The 21,285-nt window shown below is 73.0% G+C and carries 16 protein-coding genes; 11 read left to right on the top strand and 5 right to left on the bottom strand.

From position 1 onward, the window contains the following. Positions 1-56: 56 nt before the first annotated feature. The 8 genes from ACFZB3_RS45895 to ACFZB3_RS45860 all read left to right on the top strand — a co-directional run bounded on the left by ACFZB3_RS45895 (position 57) and on the right by ACFZB3_RS45860 (position 13,523). Positions 57-1,433, top strand: coding sequence for an extracellular solute-binding protein (locus tag ACFZB3_RS45895; protein ID WP_391389021.1), 1,377 nt, complete (start codon positions 57-59; stop codon positions 1,431-1,433). A gap of 7 nt (positions 1,434-1,440) precedes the next feature. Next, positions 1,441-2,772, top strand: a complete 1,332-nt coding sequence (locus tag ACFZB3_RS45890; protein WP_391389019.1) for an ABC transporter permease subunit — start codon at positions 1,441-1,443, stop codon at positions 2,770-2,772. After that, the gene (locus ACFZB3_RS45885) at positions 2,769-3,608 is read left to right on the top strand and encodes an ABC transporter permease subunit (protein WP_391389016.1); all 840 of its coding nucleotides are present in this window, start codon (positions 2,769-2,771) and stop codon (positions 3,606-3,608) included. The genes ACFZB3_RS45890 and ACFZB3_RS45885 overlap by 4 nt, the downstream gene beginning before the upstream one ends. Before the next feature lie 167 nt (positions 3,609-3,775). After that, positions 3,776-6,037 carry a CDP-glycerol glycerophosphotransferase family protein gene (locus ACFZB3_RS45880; RefSeq protein ID WP_391389013.1) on the top strand — a complete coding sequence of 754 codons (2,262 nt, stop codon included), beginning with the start codon at positions 3,776-3,778 and terminating at the stop codon, positions 6,035-6,037. 124 nt (positions 6,038-6,161) lie between these two features. After that, positions 6,162-8,354: a CDP-glycerol glycerophosphotransferase family protein gene (locus ACFZB3_RS45875; protein WP_391389010.1), complete on the top strand. Its 2,193-nt coding sequence runs from the start codon at positions 6,162-6,164 to the stop codon at positions 8,352-8,354. 2 nt (positions 8,355-8,356) lie between these two features. Continuing rightward, positions 8,357-10,627, top strand: a complete 2,271-nt coding sequence (locus ACFZB3_RS45870; RefSeq protein WP_391389006.1) for a CDP-glycerol glycerophosphotransferase family protein — start codon at positions 8,357-8,359, stop codon at positions 10,625-10,627. Beyond that, positions 10,624-11,955, top strand: a complete 1,332-nt coding sequence (locus ACFZB3_RS45865; protein ID WP_391389003.1) for a hypothetical protein — start codon at positions 10,624-10,626, stop codon at positions 11,953-11,955. Before ACFZB3_RS45870 ends, ACFZB3_RS45865 begins: the two co-directional genes overlap by 4 nt. 89 nt (positions 11,956-12,044) lie before the next feature. Then, on the top strand, positions 12,045-13,523 hold the full coding sequence (locus ACFZB3_RS45860; protein ID WP_391389001.1) for a hypothetical protein: 1,479 nt from the start codon (positions 12,045-12,047) through the stop codon (positions 13,521-13,523). Here the strand turns inward: ACFZB3_RS45860 and ACFZB3_RS45855 are convergent. Then, positions 13,513-13,929, bottom strand: coding sequence for an Ohr family peroxiredoxin (locus ACFZB3_RS45855; RefSeq protein WP_391388999.1), 417 nt, complete (start codon positions 13,927-13,929; stop codon positions 13,513-13,515). The genes ACFZB3_RS45860 and ACFZB3_RS45855 overlap by 11 nt on opposite strands. A gap of 136 nt (positions 13,930-14,065) precedes the next feature. Here ACFZB3_RS45855 and ACFZB3_RS45850 point away from each other — a divergent pair, with 136 nt between their 5' ends. Then, complete coding sequence (locus tag ACFZB3_RS45850) at positions 14,066-14,551, top strand: MarR family transcriptional regulator (RefSeq protein WP_391388996.1); 486 nt, start codon at positions 14,066-14,068, stop codon at positions 14,549-14,551. 22 nt (positions 14,552-14,573) lie between these two features. Here the strand turns inward: ACFZB3_RS45850 and ACFZB3_RS45845 are convergent, their stop codons facing one another. Further along, complete coding sequence (locus ACFZB3_RS45845; protein ID WP_391388993.1) at positions 14,574-16,154, bottom strand: glycosyltransferase family 39 protein; 1,581 nt, start codon at positions 16,152-16,154, stop codon at positions 14,574-14,576. A 364-nt stretch (positions 16,155-16,518) separates the two neighbouring features. On the opposite strand from ACFZB3_RS45845, the gene ACFZB3_RS45840 reads away from it, so the two are divergent. Continuing rightward, positions 16,519-17,739, top strand: coding sequence for a glycosyltransferase 87 family protein (locus tag ACFZB3_RS45840; RefSeq protein ID WP_391389143.1), 1,221 nt, complete (start codon positions 16,519-16,521; stop codon positions 17,737-17,739). A 56-nt stretch (positions 17,740-17,795) separates the two neighbouring features. Then, the gene (gene galE / locus ACFZB3_RS45835) at positions 17,796-18,776 is read left to right on the top strand and encodes a UDP-glucose 4-epimerase GalE (RefSeq protein WP_391388990.1); all 981 of its coding nucleotides are present in this window, start codon (positions 17,796-17,798) and stop codon (positions 18,774-18,776) included. 258 nt (positions 18,777-19,034) lie between these two features. On the opposite strand, the gene ACFZB3_RS45830 is transcribed toward galE, so the two are convergent. From ACFZB3_RS45830 to ACFZB3_RS45820, 3 genes are all read right to left on the bottom strand, one after another. Next, positions 19,035-19,961 carry an RNA polymerase sigma-70 factor gene (locus ACFZB3_RS45830; RefSeq protein ID WP_391388988.1) on the bottom strand — a complete coding sequence of 309 codons (927 nt, stop codon included), beginning with the start codon at positions 19,959-19,961 and terminating at the stop codon, positions 19,035-19,037. A gap of 51 nt (positions 19,962-20,012) precedes the next feature. Then, positions 20,013-20,390 (bottom strand): DoxX family protein, encoded by a 378-nt coding sequence (locus ACFZB3_RS45825; protein ID WP_391388985.1) that lies wholly within the window; start codon positions 20,388-20,390, stop codon positions 20,013-20,015. 79 nt (positions 20,391-20,469) lie between these two features. Further along, on the bottom strand, positions 20,470-21,108 hold the full coding sequence (locus ACFZB3_RS45820) for a TetR/AcrR family transcriptional regulator (protein WP_362586094.1): 639 nt from the start codon (positions 21,106-21,108) through the stop codon (positions 20,470-20,472). Between the last annotated feature and the right edge of the window lie 177 nt (positions 21,109-21,285).

Below are 21,285 nucleotides of genomic sequence, written 5' to 3'. Positions count from 1 at the left end.
CGGAGCGCACGGGACAGAGTTCTGACGTTCAATGAGGAACGACGAACGGGGAAGTGATGCGCGTCATGAGCAACACCATCCGGACACACAGGGCCCTCGCCACACTCGCCGCCCTGCTCGCGGGATCCCTCGCGCTCACCGCGTGCGGAGGCAGCGACAAGAAATCCGGCGGCGACACCGGCACCGGCGCCACCGAGACCAGCACCCTCACCCTCCCGAAGCTCGACGGCACCACCCTCGAAGTGGCCGCCGTGTGGACGGGGCAGGAGCAGAAGAACTTCAAGCAGGTGCTCGCGGAGTTCGAGAAGCGCACCGGCGCCAAGGTCACCTTCGTGCCCGCCCAGGACCCGATCATCAACTTCCTGGGGTCGAAGATCGCGGGCGGCCAGCCGCCGGACATCGCGCTGCTGCCGCAGCCCGGCGCGATCAAGCAGGCCGTCCAGAAGGGCTGGGCGAAGCCGCTGAGCGCCGACACGCTCACGGAGGTGCAGAAGAACTACTCGCAGGGCTGGCAGGACATCGGCAAGGTCGGCGGCAAGCAGTACGGCGTCTACTACAAGGCCGCCAACAAGTCGCTGGTCTGGTACAACGCCAAGGTCTTCGAGAACGCGGGCGCCAAGGAGCCCAAGACCTGGCAGGAGCTGCTGACGACGGCGCAGGCGGTGTACGACTCGGGCGTCACCCCGTTCTCGGTCGGCGGCGCCGACGGCTGGACGCTGACCGACTGGTTCGAGAACGTCTACCTCTCCCAGGCGGGGCCGGAGAAGTACGACCAGCTCGCCCAGCACAAGATCAAGTGGACCGATCCGAGCGTCAAGCAGGCGCTGACCACGCTGGCCCAGATCTGGGGCAAGAAGGGGTACGTCGCGGGCAACGCGTCCGGCGCGCTGCAGACGGAGTTCCCGGCCTCGGTGACCCAGACCTTCACGGGCGGCGACCAGCCGAAGGCGGCGATGGTGTACGAGGGCGACTTCGTGCAGGTCAACATCGGTGAGACCAAGGCGAAGGTGGGCACGGACGCCAAGGTGTTCCCGTTCCCGGCGGTCGGCTCCACGGCCCCCGTGGTCTCCGGCGGTGACGCGGCGGTGATCTTCAAGGACTCCAAGGGCGCCCAGGCGCTGGCGAAGTTCCTGGCCTCCCCGGACGCGGCGACCATCCAGGCGAAGCTCGGCGGCTACCTGTCGCCGAACAAGAGCGTGCCGAACTCGGCCTACCCGAACGAGGTGCAGCGCACGATCGCCAAGTCCCTGATCGCGTCCGGTGACGACTTCCGCTTCGACATGTCCGACCAGGCCCCGCAGGCGTTCGGCGGCACCCCGGGCAAGGGCGAGTGGAAGGACCTCCAGGACTTCCTGCAGAACCCGTCGGACGTCGCGGGCACCCAGGCGAAGCTGGAGAAGGACGCGGCGGCCGCCTACGGCAGCGGAAGCTGACCCGGCGATGGCCGCACCCGCAGCCACGGCCCCCGCTCCACCGGGCCGCCGCAGGAGCGTGACCGGCACCCGCCGGAGCGTGGCGGTGCTCTTCCTCCTCCCCGCCCTGGTACTGCTCGGCGCGCTCGTGGTCTACCCGATCGGGTACTCGCTGATCCGCAGCTTCTACAACGCGAACGGCGACGGTTTCGCCGGCGTCGACAACTACAAGGCGATCTTCACGGACGACGGCATCCGGACCGCCCTGAAGAACAACGTCATCTGGGTGGTGTTCGCGCCGACGGTCTCCACGGCCCTCGGCCTGATCTTCGCGGTGCTGACCGAACGGGTGCGCTGGGGCACGGCGTTCAAGCTGGTCGTCTTCATGCCGATGGCGATCTCGATGCTGGCCGCCGGGATCATCTTCCGGCTCGTCTACGACCAGGATCCGGACAAGGGGGTCGCCAACGCGGTCTGGGTCGGCATCCACGACACCTTCGCGCAGTCCTCGGCGTTCCCGAACGCCCACCCGGGCCGCGAGTCGCCCCTCAAAGCGGACCAGGGCGGCTTCATCACCACGGCCACCGTCCACACCGGCCAGACCGTCGCCCTCCCGCTCGTCGGCGTCGCCCCCGACCAGATGCCCGACGGCGCGAAGAAGGCCGTGGCGGCCGAGGCGGACCCGGCGAAGATCACCGGCACCACCTGGCAGGACTTCACCCGCGGCAAGGGCGTCGGAAGACTCGGCGCCCCCGACCCGTCCGAGCTCGGCTACGACGGGATGCGGATCGAGGCGGTGAAGAACGGCACGGTGGTGGCGTCGACGAAGGCCGCGGCCGACGGCACCTTCACGCTGCCCGCCGGCGCGGACGGCGCTCAGCTCCGGCTGCCCGCGAGCAACTTCAAACAGCCCTACAACGGCGTCGACTGGCTCGGCCCGTCCCTGGTCACCCCGGCCATCATCGGGTCGTACGTCTGGATGTGGGCCGGCTTCGCGATGGTGCTGATCGCGGCCGGGCTGGCCGGGGTGCCCCGGGAGCTCCTGGAGGCGGCCCGGGTCGACGGGGCGACCGAGTGGCAGGTGTTCCGCAAGGTCACGGTGCCGCTGCTCGCGCCGGTCCTCGCGGTGGTCACCGTCACCCTGATGATCAACGTGCTGAAGGTCTTCGACCTCGTGTACATCATCGCGCCGGGCTCCTCGCAGGACGACGCCGACGTGCTCGCCCTGGAGCTGTACCGCAAGGGCTTCTCGGAGGGCCAGCCGGGCATCGCGAGCGCCATCGCGGTCTTCCTGCTGCTGCTCGTGATCCCGGTGATGTGGTTCAACGTGCGTCGGCTGCGGCGGGAGGAGCGGCGATGAGCTGGGTGCTGGAGAAGCTCAACAGCGGTCTGGTCAGGGTCTTCCTGATCGTCGTCGCCCTGTTCTGGCTGGTGCCGACGATCGGCCTGCTCGCGTCCTCCCTCCGCTCCCCGGAGGACATGAGCGCGAACGGCTGGTGGCACGTGTTCGCCAAGCCGTCCCAGCTGACGTTCGACAGCTACCGCAAGCTCCTGGAGAACGGCGACATCACCCACTCCCTCTGGAACACGGTCCTGATCACCGTCCCGGCGACGGTCCTGGTCGTGATCATCGGGGCGCTGGCCGGTTACGCGTTCGCGTGGATGGAGTTCCCGGGCCGGGACTGGTGGTTCCTGGTCGTGGTCAGTCTCCTGGTCGTGCCCGTCCAGGTGGCGCTGATCCCGATCGCCGAACTCTTCGGCAAGGTCGGCCTGTTCGGGACGATCTTCGGGGTGATCCTGTTCCACGTCGGCTTCGGGCTGCCGTTCGCGGTGTTCCTGCTGCGGAACTTCTTCGCGGAGATCCCGCGCGAGCTGCTGGAGGCGGCCCGTCTCGACGGCGCCGGTGAACTGCGGCTGTTCACCCGGGTGGTGATGCCGCTGGGCGGGCCGGCGATCGCGAGCCTCGGCATCTTCCAGTTCCTGTGGGTGTGGAACGACATGCTGGTCGCGCTGGTGTTCACGAAGTCGGGCACCCAGCCGATCACGGTCGCGCTCCAGACCCAGGTGCGCCAGTTCGGCAACAACGTCGACGTCCTCGCGCCCGGCGCCTTCATCTCGATGGTGATCCCGCTGGCCGTGTTCTTCGCGTTCCAGCGGCAGTTCGTGACGGGGGTGATGGCGGGCGCGGTCAAGTAGCCGCACGGGGGTCCGCACAGAAGATTCCCAAAAGGGGCGAGTCGGTCACCGGCTCGCCCCGGCCCGTTCACGGAACGTAACCCACATGCCGTAGCGAACCGTAACCGAATCACTCCATTGGCCGTTCCCGGGCAGAACGCCCGCGCCGACCGACCCATGGATGCCCCTTGCCCAGGTTCAGTGTCATCGTCCCCGCGTACCAGGTCCAGGCGTATCTGCCCGAGTGCCTGGACTCGGTGCTCTCGCAGTCGTACCCCGATCTCGAACTGATCGCCGTGGACGACTGCTCACCGGACGCCGGCGGCACGATCATCGACGAGTACGCGGCCCGGGACGCCCGCGTGAAGGCCCTGCACCTGCCGGAGAACCAGGGCCTGGGCGGTGCCCGCAACGCGGGGATGGCGCAGGCGCGCGGCGACTACCTGCTCTTCCTGGACAGCGACGACACACTGACGCCGGACGCGCTGCGGGCGATCGCCGACCGGATCAAGGAGACCGGCGATCCGGACGTGCTCGTCCACGACTACGCGCGGACGTTCTGGACGGGCCGGGCGGAGCGCAACAAGCTCGCGCCGCAGCTGACCGAGCAGGGTCCGGCGCCGTTCCGGCTCGCGGACCGGCCCGGTCTGCTCCGGGTGCTCATGGTGGCCTGGAACAAGGCGTACCGGCGGGAGTTCGTCGAGAAGAACGGCTTCGCCTTCCCGCCCGGCTTCTACGAGGACACGCCCTGGACCTACCCGGTCCTGATGGCCGCCGAGTCGATCGCGACCCTCGACCGGGTCTGCGTGCACTACCGGCAGCGGCGGCAGGGCAGCATCCTCTCCACCACCAGCCGCAAGCACTTCGACATCTTCGAACAGTACGACCGGGTTTTCGCGTTCATCCAGGAGCGGCCCGAACTGGCGCACTGGCGGCCGGTGTTGTTCCGCCGCATGATCGACCACTTCACGACGGTGTTCACCAGCCGGGACCGGCTCCCGAAGGGCAGCCGCGGCGAGTTCCTGCGCACGGCCCGCGCCCACTACCGGCGCCATCACGCGGGGGGTTCGAAGGTCCCGCTCCGCACCCGGCTCCGGCACACCCTCGTCCACTACGGCCTGCACCGCACCTACCGCGCCCTCCAGCTGGCGGTGTCCGCCCGCCGCCGCACGGCCAAGGCCGGCGTGAAGTCCCTGCGCGGCCTGCGCTCGGCCCTGCTCCAGCTGCACTACCGCGTCCAGCTGCGCCTCCCGCTGCGCGCCGACCGCGCGGTCTTCGCCGCCTACTGGAACCGCGGGCACGGCTGCAACCCGGGCGCGCTGGAGGAGGCGTTCCGCACCCACGCCCCGCACATCCGCACCGCGTGGATCGCCCGCCCGGAACACCACCACACGATCCCGCCGGGCCCGCGCCGGCTGCGGCCGGGCACCTTCGGCTACTGGACGGCGCTGGCCCGCTCCAAGTACCTGGTCAACAACGTCAACTTCGACCGGCGGCTGCGGAAGCGCCCCGGCCAGGTGTTCGTGCAGACCCAGCACGGCACCCCCCTCAAGCACATGGGCCTCGACCTCCAGGAACACCCGGCGGCCGCCGCCGGCATGGACTTCGAGGAGCTGCTGCGGGGCGTCGGCAAGTGGGACTACGTGCTGTCCGCCAACCGCCACACCACCCTGACCTGGGAGCGGGTCTACCCCGGCGGATACCGGACCCTGGAGTACGGCTACCCGCGCAACGACGTCTTCCAGAAGGCGACCTCGGCCGACGTCGCCCGGATCCGGGAGTCGCTCGGCATCCCCGAGGACGCGGTCGCCCTCCTGTACGCGCCCACCCACCGCGACTACCGGCGCACCCAGCGCCCCGCCCTCGACCTGGACCGGATCGTGCGCCGCCTCGGCCCGCGCTTCGTGATCCTGGCCCGCGCCCACTACTGGCACGGCGGCCCGCTCGGCACCGGGGACCGGGTGATCGACGTCAGCGACCACCCCGGCGTGGAGTCCCTCTGCCTGGCCGCGGACGCGCTGGTCACCGACTACTCCTCCCTGATGTTCGACTACGCCAACCTGGACCGGCCGATCGTCGTGCACACCGAGGACTGGGACGCCTACCACGCGGCTCGCGGCACCTACTTCGACCTGCGCTCCGGCCCGCCCGGCGCGGTCGCCCGCACCGAGGACGAGCTGATCGACATCTTCGCCAGCGGCCACTGGCGCGGCTCCCGTTCCGCCCAGCTGCGCGCCGCGTTCCGCGAGCGGTTCTGCCGGTACGACGACGGACGCGCCGCCGAGCGGGTGGTCCGGCACGTGGTGCTCGGCGAGCCGGCCGGGCTGCCGGAGGTCGTCCCGCTGGAGCAGCGGCACCCCGTGCCCTCGGCGGCCGCGGGGCTCGACCACTCCCCACTGGCCACCGTTCCGCAACCTTCCGGCCATCTGCCCGTCACCGAGAGCCGCTGAACGCCGTTTGCCTTGCAGGGAGTTCCCTCATGCCCCCCAACACCTCGCGGCCCACTCCGTCCCGGCCGTCCACCTGGCGGCCGACGGGAAGGCCGGGCCGCATGCACACCTGAGAAAGAGCAGCATGCCCCGCTTCAGCATCATCGTCCCGTCCCACGGGGTCGCCGGCCGGCTGTCCCAGGCGCTGGACTCGGTCCTCGCCCAGTCCTTCGGCGACCTGGAGCTGATCCCGGTCTGCGACGCGCCCGACGCCCCGGCCGCCTCGGTCGCCGCCGGCTACGCCGAGCGGGACTCCCGGGTGGCCCCGGTGCACTCACCGCCGTCCGCCGGGCTGAGCGGGGCCCGGAACACCGGGATGCGGGCAGCGCACGGCACGTACCTGCTCTTCCTCGACGGCGACGACGTCCTGGTCCCGGGCGCGCTGGCGCTGCTGGACGCCCGGCTCGCCGAGACCGGTGACGTGGACGTCCTGTATGCCGAGCACGAGCGGACACCCTGGTGGGAGGGCGAGCCGGCCAACCCGGCGGCCCCCTTGCTGGCGGGCGCCCCGAGCGGTGCGTTCCCCCCGGACCGGGTGCCGCGGCTGACGGGCGTGGCGCTGCCGGCCTGGAGCGCGGTCTACCGCCGGTCCTTCGTGGCCGAGCGGCGGCTGAGCTTCCCGGACGGGCACTTCACGGACCTCGGCTGGGGCGGCCTGACCACCGTCGCCGCGGAGCGGATCGCGGTGCTGCGCTCGGTGGTCGTACGGCACCGGCTGCGCCGGCAGGGCAGCCGGCTGAACCTGCCGGGACCGCACCAGCACGAACTCCTCGACCAGGCGGAGCTGGTGCTGGAACGGGCCGCCGGGCTGCCGGGCGAACGGGCCCGGGCGCTGTTCGAGCAGGTCTTCGCGGTGGTGCTGAAGACGGCCGCGCGGCCGGACCGGATGCCGGCCGGGCGCCGGGCGTTCTTCCGGCGGGCGGCCCGGCTGCACCGCACGCACCGGCCGGACGGGTTCCGGATGCCCGGCGGGAGCGTGGGTGTCCAGCACCGGCTCCTCGCGGCGGGCGCGTACTCGGCGTTCCGCGTGCTGCGCGGTGCCAACCGGATCGCCGCCGGGGCCACCGGCCGGCTGCCCCGCCCGCACCTGCCGCTCACCCGGCTGCGGTACGCCCTCGACCTGCGCCGCCCGCTCGACCCGAACCTCGCCGTGTACTGCGCCTACTGGGGGCGCGGCTACGTCTGCAACCCGGCCGCGATCCACGCCGTGGCCCGCGAACTCGCCCCGCACATCCGCTCGGTGTTCCTGGTCGAGGCAGGACAGGAGCACACCGTGCCGGACGACGTCGAGTGCGCGGTGATCGGCAGCCGCCGGTACTGGGAGGTGCTGGCCCGCGCCAAGTACCTGGTCAACAACGCCAACTTCGCCGAGGGGGTCGTCAAACGGGCGGGCAGTGTGCACGTCCAGACGCAGCACGGCACCCCGCTGAAGAAGATGGGCGTCGACCAGTCGACGTACCCGGTGGTCGCCGCGCAGACCGGCAGCTTCACCAAACTGCTCGGCCGCGTCGACCGCTGGGACTTCAACCTCTCCTCCAACCGCCACTCCACCCAGACGTGGGAACGCGCCTTCCCCGGCTCGTACCGGACGCTGGAGTACGGCTATCCGCGCAACGACGTCTACTACTCGGCGTCCGCCCACGACGTGGTCCGGGCCCGCCGCAGGCTGGGGGTCCCCGACGGCAGGACGGCCGTGCTGTACGCCCCCACCCACCGCGACCACCACACCGGCTTCGAGCCCGGCCTCGACCTGGAGGCGTTCTGCGAGGCGGCCGGCGAGGACGTCGTCGTGCTCCTGCGCGCGCACTACTTCTACGACCGGGGCCGGCCGGCGGGCACCGGCCGGGTCATCGACGTCACCGCGCACCGCTCCGCCGAGGACGTCTGCCTGGCCGCGGACGCGCTGGTCACCGACTACTCCTCCATCATGTTCGACTACGCCAACCTGGACCGGCCGATCGTGGTCTACGCCGACGACTGGGAGGTCTACCGGCAGACCCGGGGCGTCTGCTTCGACCTGATGGCCGAGCCGCCGGGGCCGGTCGCCCACACCCCCGAGGAACTGGCCCGGATCTTCCGCGACGGCTCCTACCGGGGCCCGGAGTCCCGGCAGCTGCGGGCCGGCTTCCGCGCGCGGTTCTGCCAGTTCGACGACGGCCTGGCCGCCGAGCGGGTGGTACGGCGGGTGTTCCTCGGCCGGCCGCCGGAGGAGATCCCGACGGTGATCCCGCTCGCCGAACGCCTGCCCGCCCCGGCCGCGACCCTCGTCAGGAGCTGACCGTGCCCCGACTCAGTGTGATCGTCCCCTGTTTCAAGGTGCAGGGCTTCCTCCGCGAGTGCCTCGACTCGGTCCTGGAGCAGTCCTTCCACGACATCGAGGTGATCGCCGTCGACGACCGCTCCCCGGACGGCAGCGGCGCGATCCTCGACGAGTACGCGGCCCGCGACCCTCGCCTGAAGGTCCTGCACCTGCCGGAGAACGTCGGCCTCGGCCGCGCCCGCAACGCCGGACTCCCGCACGCCACCGGTGACTTCCTCCTCTTCCTCGACAGCGACGACACCCTCACGCCGGGCGCGCTGCGCGCGATCGCCGACCGGCTGGCGGAGAGCGCCGACCCGGACGTGCTGGTCTTCGACTACGCCCGCACCTACTGGTGGGGCGGCACCCGGCGCAACGCCCTCGCGGAGGTGCTGAGTGCCACCGACGGCGTCTTCACCGCGGCCGAACGCCCGGAGATCCTCGACCTGTTGATGGTGGTGTGGAACAAGGCCTACCGGCGGGACTTCGTCGAGGAGAACGGCTTCGCCTTCCCGCCGGGCTACTACGAGGACACCCCCTGGACCTTCCCGGTCATGCTCAGCGCGGCCCGGATCGCCACCCTCGACCGGATCTGCGTGAACTACCGCCAGCGCCGGCAGGGCAACATCCTCTCCACCACCAGCCGCAAGCACTTCGACGTGCACGAGCAGTACAAGCGGGTCTTCGCCTTCGTCGACGCCCGCCCGGAACTGGCCGGCTGGCGGCCCTGTCTGCACCGGAAGATGGGCGAGCACTGCCTGGACATCCTCGCCAAGCCGGACCGGCTGCCGCCCGCCGCCCGGGGCGAGTTCTTCCGGCGGACGGCGGAGCTGCACCGGGCGTTCCGGCCGCCGGAGACCACAGAGACGGGGGCCACAGAGACGGGGGCCGCAGAGACGGGGGCCGCGGTGGCCGTCGGGACGGTCGGGACCGCGGCGGCCGACCTCGGTGTGCTCGACGGGTCGTACGCGTCCTACCTGCTGCGGCAGCAGGCCGGGCGGGCCGGACGGGCGGGCGGCCGGCAGGCGCTGCGGGTGCGGCGGGCGGCGGCGGACCGGGCCCGGCGCGCGCTGACCGGGCTCCGCGGCCTGCGCCCGCCGGACGAGGAGCTGGTCCTGTACTCGGCGGCCTCGCACCAGGGGCTGCGCGGCGACCCGGCGGCCGTGTACCGGGCGGCCCTGGAGATCGCCCCGCGGCTGCGCGGCGTCTGGGTGGTGCGGGACGCCGAGGTCGCGGCAGGGCTGCCGGCCGGTGTGGCACACGTGCTCCTGGACTCCCCGGAGTACCTGCGGCTGACCGCCCGCGCGAAGTTCTTCGTCAACGACGTCAACTGGCCCGGCGCGCTGGTGAAACGGCCCGGCAGCGTGCACGTCCACACCCACCGGGGCACCCCGCTCAAGTACCTGGGCGCCGACCTGCTGGGCAAGCCCGGTGCCCGGCTCGGTTTCGACGTGCCGCAGATGCTGCGGCGGGCCGACCGCTGGGACCACAGCCTGGTCGCCAACCGCCACTCGGAGCTGGTGTGGGAGCGGGCCTACCCCTGCCATTTCGCGTCGGCCCGCACGGGCAGCCCGCGCAACGACGTCCTGGTCAACGGCGGCCCGACGGACTTCCGGGACCGGTACGGCATTCCGGCCGAGCACACCGTGGTGCTGTACGCGCCGACCCGCCGCGACTACGTCCGGGGCGGTCACGTCGACCGGATCGACCTGGCCCGGTTCGCCGCCGACCTCGGCGAGGGGCACACGCTGGTGGTCCGGCTGCATCCGGCCCTCGCGACCGGTCCGGCGCGCGGGATGGGCCTGGCCGAGCTGCACCGGCGCGGCATCGTGGTCGACGCGACCGGCGAACCGCACGCCGAGGAGGTCATGCTGGCCGCGGACGCCCTGGTCACCGACTACTCCTCCATCATGTTCGACTACGCCCATCTCGACCGGCCGGTCGTCGTGCACGCCGACGACTGGGCCGCGTACACCGCGAGCCGGGGCGCCTATCTCGACATCACCGCCGAGGCGCCGGGCCATGTCTCGCGCTCCTACCGGGAGTTGGCCTGGCTGTTCGCCTCGGGCGGCTGGCGGGACGAGGAGTCGGCGCGGCTGCGGGCCGACTTCCGGTCCCGGTTCTGCGAGTTCGACGACGGCAGGGCCGCCGAACGGGTCGTACGGACGCTGCTGCTCGGCGAGCCGATGCCGGAGCCGCCGGCCCGGGTGCCCGGTCCGGCCGGGGCCCGTGACCTGCTGGCGTCGACGTGAGACCGCGTACCTGGGTGCTGGTGCTGGCCGCCGTCTTCGCGGTGCTGCAGCTCGCCGACGTGACCGGCCGCGACACACCCGACTCCAAGAACTACGTGTCGTACGCGCTGACCCTGTCCGGAGCGGGCGAGCGGGCGGCGGCGGCCGAGACGGTGGACTGGGTGTGCGCCGGCGAGGCGTCGGCGGCGGAGCGCGCGCAGCGCGTGAACGTGCTGCGCTTCCACGCGCCCAGCCCGGCGGGCCGGGTGTCCGCGGAGTGCCGGGCCGGTGAACTGCGGCGGGTGGAGCGGCGGTTGCGGGCCGGGGGCGCGCAGACGGACGGGCACGTGGTGCCGTTCGTGGCCCCGCGGCTGCGGCAGATCTTCGAGGTGCGGCCGGGATATCCGGTGTTCCTGGTGCCGTTCGTCACCGTGTTCGGGGTGACGTGGGGGGTGTGGCTGGCGAGCGTGCTGGTCGCGGGCGCGGGCGGGGTGCTGGTCTTCCTGGTGCTGCGGACGGTGTCGGTACCGGTGCCGCTCGCGCTGACCGGGCAGGCCCTGTACTACGTCCTGCCGGTCGGCACGACCGCGATGCGGCCGATGACGGAGGGCCTGATGCTGGCCCTGACCCTGACGGCCCTGTGGGGCTGCGCGCTGGCCCTGACCGGGCGGGCGGGAACCGCGCTGGTGGCGGGCGCGTTGGCCGCGCTGTTCACCGTGAAGCACTCGCAGGCGCTCTTCCTCGGTGCGTGCCTGGCCGGGGCCGCGGCGGTGGTCGCACTGTGGCGGCGCCGGCACGGGCGAGATCCCGGGCGCGGGGTCGGGCGCGGTCCCGGGCGCGGGGTCGGGCGCGGTCCCGGGCGCGGGGTCGGGCGCGGGGTGGCCGCGATCGCGGCGGTGGGGTGCGGGGCGGTGGCGGGCACGCTGCTCCTCGCCCGGCTGCTGCACTACCCCTCCGAGGCGGAGAGCGTGCAGGACCTGCTGACCGCCCACTACGCCCGTCCGGACCGGGCCCATCCGTGGCGGGAGTTCCTCCATCTGGAGTTCGACTTCTGGGTGGAGTGGCTGCGGCGGCAGCTGACGGAGCCGCTGTTCCCGGCGGCGCTGGCGGCCGGGGCGTGGGGAGCGCGGCGGCGCCCCGCCTTCGGCGTCTTCCTGCTGGCGGCCGCCGCGACCGGGGTCCTCACCCAGGCCGGACACCCCGACATCACCGTCTTCGGCGACCGGCTGATCGTGCTGGCATGGCTGCTGCCGGTGGTGGGCGTGCCGCTGCTCCTCGAACCGCTGGTGCACCGGTCGGCCGCGGTTCCCGTGCAGGGGCCGCCCAGGACGGTCGGCATCACCCGATGAGGCGTGTCACTCGATGAGGTGACGGACGGCAACGCGGTCGGGGCGGACGGGAACACTTGGCAAATGGTCCGTCCCGTCCGTTTCCTCCGGTGAGCACCGGCGCCCTGCTCCGGCGCGCCACGCGTGGCTCCACCGCCCTGCGCGGCGGCCGCGTCCACAGGCTCACCCCCTACCAGGTCTTCGGCCTGCTGTTCTGGCTGCTGATGACCCTGGCGTACTGGCGGGTGCCGCCGTGCTGCGAGGCCGGAGTGCACGCGGCGGCGGTGGCACGGCTGCGGGCGGGCCTGACGGACGCCGCCGCCTCCCCGTACGTGCTCGCCCAGGGTGCGCTCGCCCGGCTGACCGGACTGACGGGGTGGCAGCTGCTGCGGGTGTGCGGCCCGCTGAACCTGCTGGTGCTGCTGACGGGCCTCGGCCGGCTGGTCCGCGTCCTCACCCCGCGCCCGTGGGCGCCGGTGCTGGCGCTGGCCTTCCTGTCCGTGCTGTGGGGCACGCGGCCGGCCTGGGGCGGGGGCTCGCTGGCCCTGCTGCCGCTGACCGGCAGCCTCGGCTATCCGTCCGCGTTCGCCCTCGGCCTCACCCTCTGGGCCTGGGCCCTGACCGGCGCCCGCGCCCGCGATCTGCGCCGGGTGCGCTATGTCGGCCCGAGCGGCCTGCGCAGCCTGTCCGGATACGCGGCGCTCGGCCTGCTGTACGGGGCGGTGGCGCTGACCGACCCGGTGACCGGGGTGGGCGCGGCGGCCGGGGCGGCGGCCTTCGTGGCGGGGTGGCAGCGGGGGTGGCGGGCCGCGGTGTGGGGGCGCTGGGCGCTGCTGTGCGCGGTGGCGGCGGCAGCGCTGGTCCTCGGGACGCACGCGCGCGTGCTGCCGCCGTCGGCGTTCGGGACGTACGCCGGTTCGGGCGAGTGGGCCGGCCAGTGCTGGCTGGCCCTGCTCGGGGTCCCGGCACTGTGGCTGCGGGTACGGCGGACGGGCGGGCCGGCGCCGCGCGGGCCTGCGGGGCCTGCGGGGCCGGCGGCCTGGCGTGATCCGCTGGTGCTGTTGTTCGCCCTGGGATGCCTGGTGCTGGTGTGCGGGCGGCTCGGCGGGCTGCTCGGGCTGGTCCTGCTGGCGCCGCAGTGTGCGCTCGCCGTGGAGCTGACCGCGGACCGGCCCTGGTCCGGATGGCGGCGGGTGCTGGGCGGGGCCGCGGCCGGCGGGGTCTGCCTGGGCTTTCTGGCCGCGCAGGCCGGGGCGGTCGTACCGCGCTCGGTGGACCCGGTCGGCTTCGTCCAGCCGCCGCGCTGGCCGTCGTACGACTGGGCGGCCCGGCACATCGGCCCGGGGGAACCGGTGGTCACGGACGCCTACTACGCCGTCCGGCTGCTCCCCGGGTACGGCATCGACCTGGCCGACGGCCACGACCACCGCCCCCGGGTGCGCTGGCTGCTGCTGACGCGGCAGGAGCGGCTGCCCGCGGAGGCGGTGGTGGTGGACTGGAGCCGGCGAACGGGGGAGGTGCTCGCGCGGCTCACCCGGACGGGGGAGGCGTCCCCGGTACCGCTGGTCACCCGATCGGCTACTCGATGACGAGCTCGACCGGGATGTTGCCCTTGGTGGCCTTGGAGTAGGGGCAGAACTCGTGGGCCTGGTGGACCAGCTTCTCGCCGGTCTCGTTGGCGAGCGCCTCGGGGAGCTCGACGCGCAGGGTGACCTTGAGCGCGAAGCCGCCGTCGGACTCGTCCTTGCCGATGCCGACCTCGGCGGTGACGGAGATCTCGCCGGTGTCGACCTTGGCCTGGCGGCCGATGGCGCCGAGGGCGCTGGCGAAACAGGCGGCGTAACCGGCGGCGAAGAGCTGCTCGGGGTTGGTGCCCTGGCCGTTGCCGCCCAGCGCGGGCGGGAACGCCAGCGTGAGGTCCAGCTGGCCGTCCGAGCTGACCGCCCGTCCTTCCCGGCCGGTGGCGGTGGCGGCTGCGGTGTAGATGGCGTCCATGGAAGACCATCCCTCTCGAAGTACTCGAAGTATCGGTGTTCCGGCGGCTCCCGTTCCGGCCGCCCTCACGACCACAAGTAGAGCACACAATTCAATTGTCCACAACTAAATGACCCGCAAGCGCTACGATTGAGCCATGACCGCGACGACCCCGACCCCCAGCCCCGCCCCCGAGGCCGAGTGGCTCCGCCTGGACCGCCAGATCTGCTTCTCCCTGCACGCCGCGTCCCGCGCCTTCAACGGCGTCTACCGCGTGATCCTCAAGGACCTCGGGCTCACCTACCCGCAGTACCTGGTGATGCTGGTGCTGTGGGAGCAGGGCGACCTGCCGGTCAAGAAGCTCGGCGAACACCTGCGCCTGGACTCCGGCACCCTGTCACCGCTGCTCAAGCGCCTGGAGGCGGCGGGCCTGGTGCACCGCGAACGCAGCACGCGCGACGAACGCTCGGTGGAGGTGCGGCTGACGGAGGAGGGGGCCGCGCTGCGGGAGCGGGCGCTGGAGGTGCCCCGCCGGATCGTCTCGGCGACGGGCTTCGACGTGGACGAGATCCGGGACCTGAAGGCGCGGCTGGACCAGCTGACGGGGACGCTGGACGCGGCGGCCGCGGAAGCGCCCCTTTAGGGGCGCGGGGAACTGCGCGTCTTTAGGGGCGCGGGGAACTGCGCGACAAGCCCCCACCCACCCGCAGCCCGGACTCGGCAGCACCCACCCGAATCGGCCGCACATACAACCGAAGCGCAACCCGGTCGATCACCATCTCCTCCCGCAGCACGAACTCCTGGTTCAGCACGGCCCACTTGGCCCGCTCCGTCCCGAGCCGCGGCCGATACCCGCTCACCAGCGCGTACTTCTCCATCACCGCCCACACCTCGTCCACCCCGGCGAGCCGCCGCCGCAGCGTCCCCACCCCCACCTCACGCCCGTACAACGTCCCCGACACCGGCCCCGGCTCGGCCAGCGCAACGTCCCTCGTGGACCTGAAGTCGGCGGGATACGCGAGTTCCGCCCCGCGCGCGTGGGCCGGCAGGAAGAGCACGGGATCGCCGGGCCGCAGCACACGGGCCACCGCCGCCGCGACCGCCCCGAGGTCGTCCGGACGGGTGCCCGGCACCCGGTCCGCCCGCAGCAGCGGGACCTGGTGGGCGAAGGCGAGGAGGACCGCCAGGACCCCGGCCAGGGTGAGCGCGGGCGACCGGGGCGCGGTCTGCGTGCCGTGGGACCAGAGCCGGCCGAGCACCCGGGCGGCCTGGTCCGCGCCGAGCGCCACCAGCAGCGGCGCCCCGGCGAGCGCGTACAGCACGTACCGGTCGACGTAGAGCGGTGTGAACTGCGAGGCCAGCATCAGCGCAACCGGCGGCAGCACCGCGAGCGGCAGCGCGACGGCCGCGAGGGTCACCTCGCCGCGCCGGCCCACCAGCCGCGTCAGCCCGAGCAGCCCGAGCGCCAGGCACACCCAGTACACCCCGTCGGTCGGTCCCAGGTACTGGCGCAGCAACTCCTGCGCGGTCTCCACGTCCGGCTCCCGCAACCAGGCCACCTGGGCCGACTGCCCGCGCGAGACCACGACCATCGGCAGCAGCGACAGCGCCACGCCCCCGGCCGCGCAGCCCCACCTCCGCCACACCCTTCCCGACGAACGGGCCAGCGCCAGGGTTCCCGCGTGCGCGAGCAGCAGCAGGACGGCGAACTCGTGCAGCCAGCAGGTGACTCCGAGGACGGCGCCGTACCACCACCAGGTCCGCCGCCCCTCCTCCCGCACCGCCCGGACGAGGAGCAGCGTCGCGCCGGTGGCGCCCGCGGCGACCAGGGCGTACGAGCGGCCCTCCTGCGCGTAGTGGCCGACCAGCGGGGTGACCGCGTACAGCAGCCCGGCCCACAGGCCGACGCGCGGCCGGGCCAGGCGGCTGCCGAGGGCGGCCACCAGGCCCGAGGTGCCGGCCGCCGCGCACACCGAGGGCAGCCGGAGCACGACCTCGCCGGGGTGGCCGGGATCGGCGGCGAGGACGAGGTGCATCAGCAGGTAGTACAGGCCGTGCACCGCGTCGACGTCGTGCAGCAGCCGCCAGATCTGCGGCACCGTGCGCCGGGCGACCTGGTAGGTGACGGCCTCGTCGCGCCACATGCCGCCGCGGTGCAGCCCCCAGAACCCGACGGCGAGCATCACCGCGGCCGGGACGGCCACGGCGAGGAACCGGGCGGCCCCCGGCCACCGGCGGCCGCCCAACGGGCGCGGCCGACTCCGTGGAGCCGGCCGGCTGTCCTGCGCTGTTCGCGTCCTTCGCGGATGTCGCGGATGTGTTTTTACGAGAGGCCCGATACTCACCACGGCCCGATCTTTTGCGATTAGCCAACCTTTGCCGGGTATTGACGGCGTATCGGCATGGATACACCATCCGCGCGGCTTACGCTCGCGGTCGATGAACCGCCACCCGTACACTCCGCTTCCGCGCGTTCCGTTCGCCCTGCCTGTTCGACTCCGGCGTCTGCGCCGCCCGCCCGGCCCGCCGCGTCCCGCCCCGCGTCTCCCCCCGCGCCGCCCCTCGCCGCTGCTCCGCCTCGCCGTCGCCTGGGCCGCCACGCGCGCGCTGATGCTGTGGCTCCTCGCCCACAACAACGAGCGACCCCTGGGTCACGGATCGGTCGCGCGCGAAGTATGGCGGCTGTACTTCCACTGGTACGGCGTGCTGTCGCACGGGGCGTTCCCGGCGCACGACACGTTGTGGCAGTACCCGCCGGGTGCCGGCGCGGTGCTGCTCGCGCCGGGGCTGGTGCCCGGACTGAGCTACTTCCAGGCGTTCGTGGCGCTCACCCTGGCCACCGACGCGGTGGTCACGGCGGCCCTCGCCCGCGCGGGCGGGCGCCCCGGTGGCACGCTGCTCGGCGCGGCCCTGTGGACCGGCGGCCTGCCGCTCCTGCTGCACCTCCCGCTCGCCCGCTACGACATCGAGGTCACCGCCTTCGCCGTGCTCGCCCTGCTGGCGCTCTCGCGCTCCACGCGCGCGTGCGGTGCGCTCGCGGCACTGGGCGCGCTGGTCAAGGTGTGGCCGGCGCTGGTGCTGCTGGGCCTGGAACGCGGACGTCCGACCCGCGGGGCGTGGCTCACCGCGGCCCTGACGGGGACCGTGACCCTCGCCGTGTTCCTGGTGTCGTTCCGCAACCCGCTCGCCTTCCTCCGGCAGCAGGGCGGCCGGGGCGTGCAGATCGAGTCGCTCGGCGGGACCGCTCTCAGTCTCGCGCGGCACGCCGGCTGGCAGGGCACCAGCCGCTACCAGTACGGCGCCATCGAACTGGTCGGCCCGCACGTGCGCGCGGTCGCCACCGCCTCCCTCGTGCTCACCGCGGCCGCCTTCGCGCTGCTGGTGCTGTGGCGGGTGCGGGCCCGGCACTGGACTCCGGCCACCCCGTACGACGCGGCGCTGAGCGCCGTACTCCTCTTCACCGTCACCAGCCGGGTGATCAGTCCGCAGTACATGATCTGGCTGCTCGGCCTGGCCGCCGTCTGCCTGACCTCGCGGCACACCACCCAGCGCCCGGTCGCCGCGCTCGTCCTGGCGGCGACCGCGCTCAGTGCCGTCGCCTATCCCGCGTTCTACGCCGAGGTCGTCCACTGCACCTGGACCGGCTGCCTGCTGATGCTCGCCCGCAACGGACTGCTGGCCACGGCCGCCGTGCTCTCCCTGACCCGGCTGTGGCGCGCCACCCGCCGCCGCGAGAACACGTCACGTGTCCGCATGACCGCGCTGAGCCACGTCGGCCGTCCGCAGATGTCGGCGGCACCTGGTTCACTGAGGAGTGACCGCGGCTACTGAGGGGTGACCGCGGCCGACGAACACCACGGGCCAACTCACGGAGGGGACGGCCACACATGACCTGGCTGATCACCGGCGGCGCCGGTTACATCGGGGCGCATGTCGTACACGCGATGGCGGAGGCGGGCGAGCGGACGGTCGTGTACGACGACCTGTCCACCGGCATCGCCGAGCGCCTGCCGGAGGACGTGCCGCTGGTGACGGGCTCCACGCTCGACGGTGAGAAGGTCGCGCGCGTGCTGGCCGAGCACGAGGTGACCGGGGTCGTCCACCTGGCGGCGAAGAAGCAGGTCGGGGAGTCGGTGGACCGCCCGCTGCACTACTACCACGAGAACGTGGAAGGCCTGCGTGTCCTGCTGCAGGCCGTGACCGAGGCCCGGGTCCCGTCCTTCGTGTTCTCCTCCTCCGCGGCGGTCTACGGCATGCCGGACGTCGACCTGGTGACGGAGGAGACGCCGTGCGTGCCGATGTCGCCGTACGGCGAGACGAAGCTGGCGGGCGAGTGGCTCGTCCGCGCGACCGGGCGGGCCACCGGCCTGTCCACCGCCTCGCTCCGCTACTTCAACGTGGCCGGCGCGGCCCGCCCCCAACTCGCCGACGTGGGCGTCTACAACCTCGTCCCGATGGTCTTCGAGAAGCTCACGGAGAACGCGCCGCCGCGCATCTTCGGCGACGACTACGCGACGCCGGACGGCACCTGCGTCCGCGACTACATCCACGTGGTGGACCTCGCCGAGGCCCATGTCGCCACGGCCCGCGCCCTCCAGGCCGAGCCGGGCCGCACCCTCACCCTCAACATCGGGCGCGGCGAGGGCGTCTCGGTCCGCGAGATGATCGACCGCATCGGCACCGTCACCGGCTACGACCTCCCCCCGGCCGTCGCCCCGCGCCGTCCCGGCGACCCGGCCCGCGTCGTCGCCTCCGCCGACCGCATCACCACCGAACTCGGCTGGAAGGCCAGACACGACGTCCAGGACATGATCGCCTCGGCCTGGGACGGCTGGGTACGCCTGCATCCGGAGGCCCGCCGGGCCTGACCCACCGGCCGGGCACCGGGCGCGCGAGTCGGCCCGGTGCACGAGTCGGCCCGGCGCGTGAGTCCGCCCCGGTGCGTGAACCACCGGCCTGGCCGCCGGACGTGTGAGACCGCCGGTCCGGCCGCCGGACGCGCGAGACCACGGCCCGACTACCGGACGCGCGAACCCATCAACCCGGCCGCCGGACGCACGAGACCACCAACCCGACGGCCGGACGGACGAGACCACCGGCCCGACCGTCGAATGTGTGAGCCCCCGTCACTCCGCAGGCTTGCGGGCCTGCTTGGCCTCCTCGGCGATGGCCCAGGCGTCCGCCACCGGGCCCACGTGGCCGAGTTTGTCGGGGTTGAGGACCAGGCGGATCGCCTGGACACGGCCGTCGAGGACGTCGAGGGCGAAGGTCTGGAGGACCTTGCCGTGCCGGTCGCGGAAGATCGCGCCGGGCTGGCCGTTGACCTCGTGCTGCTCGCAGGTGATGTCGATCCGGAACAGCAGCGGGATGACGGCGGCAAGGAGGCGGGCCACGTTCTGCGCGCCCAGCACCGGGCGGGCCAGCTGCGGGGCCTTGCCGCCGGCGTCGCTCACCAGCGACACGTCGGCGGCGAGCAGGTCCTGCAGGCCGGCCAGGTCGCCTTCGTGGAGGGCCTCGAAGAAGCGTGCGGCCAGTTCGTCGCGTTCCCTGCGGTCCGCCTCGAAGCGGGGGCGGCCCTCGGCCATGTGCCGCCGGGCCCGGACCGCGAGCTGGCGGCAGGCCGCCTCCGAGCGGCCCACCGCGGACGCGACCTCGGGGAAGCCGAAGTCGAACACCTCGCGCAGGACGAAGACCGCGCGCTCCAGCGGGCTGAGCCGCTCCAGGAGCAGCAGGGCCGCCATCGACACCGAGTCGGCCAGCTCCGCCGACCGCACCGGGTCCTCGTAGGGGTCGGCGAGCAGCGGCTCGGGGAACCACGGGCCGACGTACTCCTCGCGCCGGACGCGGGCCGAGCGCAGTACGTCGATCGAGATCCGGGTCACCGCGGCCGACAGGAAGGCCTTCGGCGACCTGACCTCCGCCGTCGAGCCGGCGAAGCGCAGCCAGGCCTCCTGGACGGCGTCCTCGGCCTCGCCGACGCTGCCCAGCAGCCGGTACGCGATCGAGAACAGCAGCGGCCGCAGTTCCTGGAACTCCTCGGTCCTGTCCTTCATGTCCACTCCCCCGTGTCTCCATGTCCCCACGTCCCCGTGTCCCGCGTCCCGTCAGAAGGAGCCCGGGCCGAACCGGCCCACCGCGACGACCAGCGCCAGGGCCAGATAGCAGAGGTTCAGCGCCACGAACGCCCGCTCGCCGCGCCGGCCATGGGTGATCATCGCGCCGATCATCAGCAGGATCCAGGCGGTGGCGGTCACCGGCACCAGCGCCGGCGCGATGCCGGTGACGGCGGGCAGGACCAGGCCGGCCGCGGCCAGGAGTTCGAGGATGCCGAGTGTCCGCACGAAGCCGTCGCCGACGCCCCCGGTCCAGCCGCCGCCGTGGGCCGCGGCCAGTCTCTCCCGCGGCACGAACGTCTTGCTGATCCCGCCGGCCAGCGCCACCGCGGCGAGCAGCCCGGCGGTGATCCACAGCGCGAGGTTCATCGTCCACTCCCTGATCGAGGATGTCTGCGCCCTCTACGACGAGACGGCCGCCGCGCCTGTGACATCCCCGGCCGGGTGGTTACAGCGCCTTGAGCGCCTCCGTGGTCCCGCGGGCCAGCGCCGCCAGGTACCCCTTCGGCAGCTTCGGGGTGCGGATCACCACCGAGCGCCAGTACAGCGGGCCGGAGATCAGGTCCATGGCCAGGTCGTCGTCGAGGCCCTCGGCGAGTTCGCCGCGCCGCTGCGCCGCCTCGATGATCTTGCTGGCGACACCCTCCTGGCCCTCGCGCAGCGTCTTCTGCATGGCCTCGGCGATGTCGGGGTTGCGGGCCGCCTCGGCCTGCAGGTCGGGGATGATCTGCGAGGCGACCGGGTGGCGCAGCGCACGGGACGTGACCTCGTACAGCAGCCGCAGGTCGCCCTCCAGGGAGCCGGTGTCGGGCACCGGCAGGCCCATCACGGCGAGGGCCGAGACGACGTCGAGGACCAGGTGCAGCTTGGAGCGCCAGCGGCGGTAGACGGCGGTCTTGCCGACGCCGGCGCGGCGCGCGATGCCCTCGATGGACATCCGGGCATACCCGACCGCCGCGAGTTCCTCGAAGACGGCGGCCCGGATGGCCTCGGTCACGTCCTCGCGGAGGACGGCCGCCCCGGCGGGGGCTCGTCGGCGCGGACGCGTCTGGGACTCCTCGGCGTTCGTCGTCATGTCTCCCAGCATAGGGGCGTAACGACGAAACGGTTGCGTTCCGACGACGCACCGGTACCGGGTCGCCACCCGAACGCCGCAACGCGGTCTTACTGAACGCGCCCCAGCTCACCGCCGTACCGAACACGTGGCCGCAACACACCACAACGAATCGGTCGCGCCCCGACCTCGAAAGTGTTACGGCACACA

The sequence above is a fragment of the Streptomyces sp. NPDC008092 genome (assembly GCF_042957285.1).
Lineage (GTDB): Bacteria > Actinomycetota > Actinomycetes > Streptomycetales > Streptomycetaceae > Streptomyces.
Note: the sequence above shows the minus strand (reverse complement) of the source record. Positions and strands in the feature narration are given on the sequence as shown.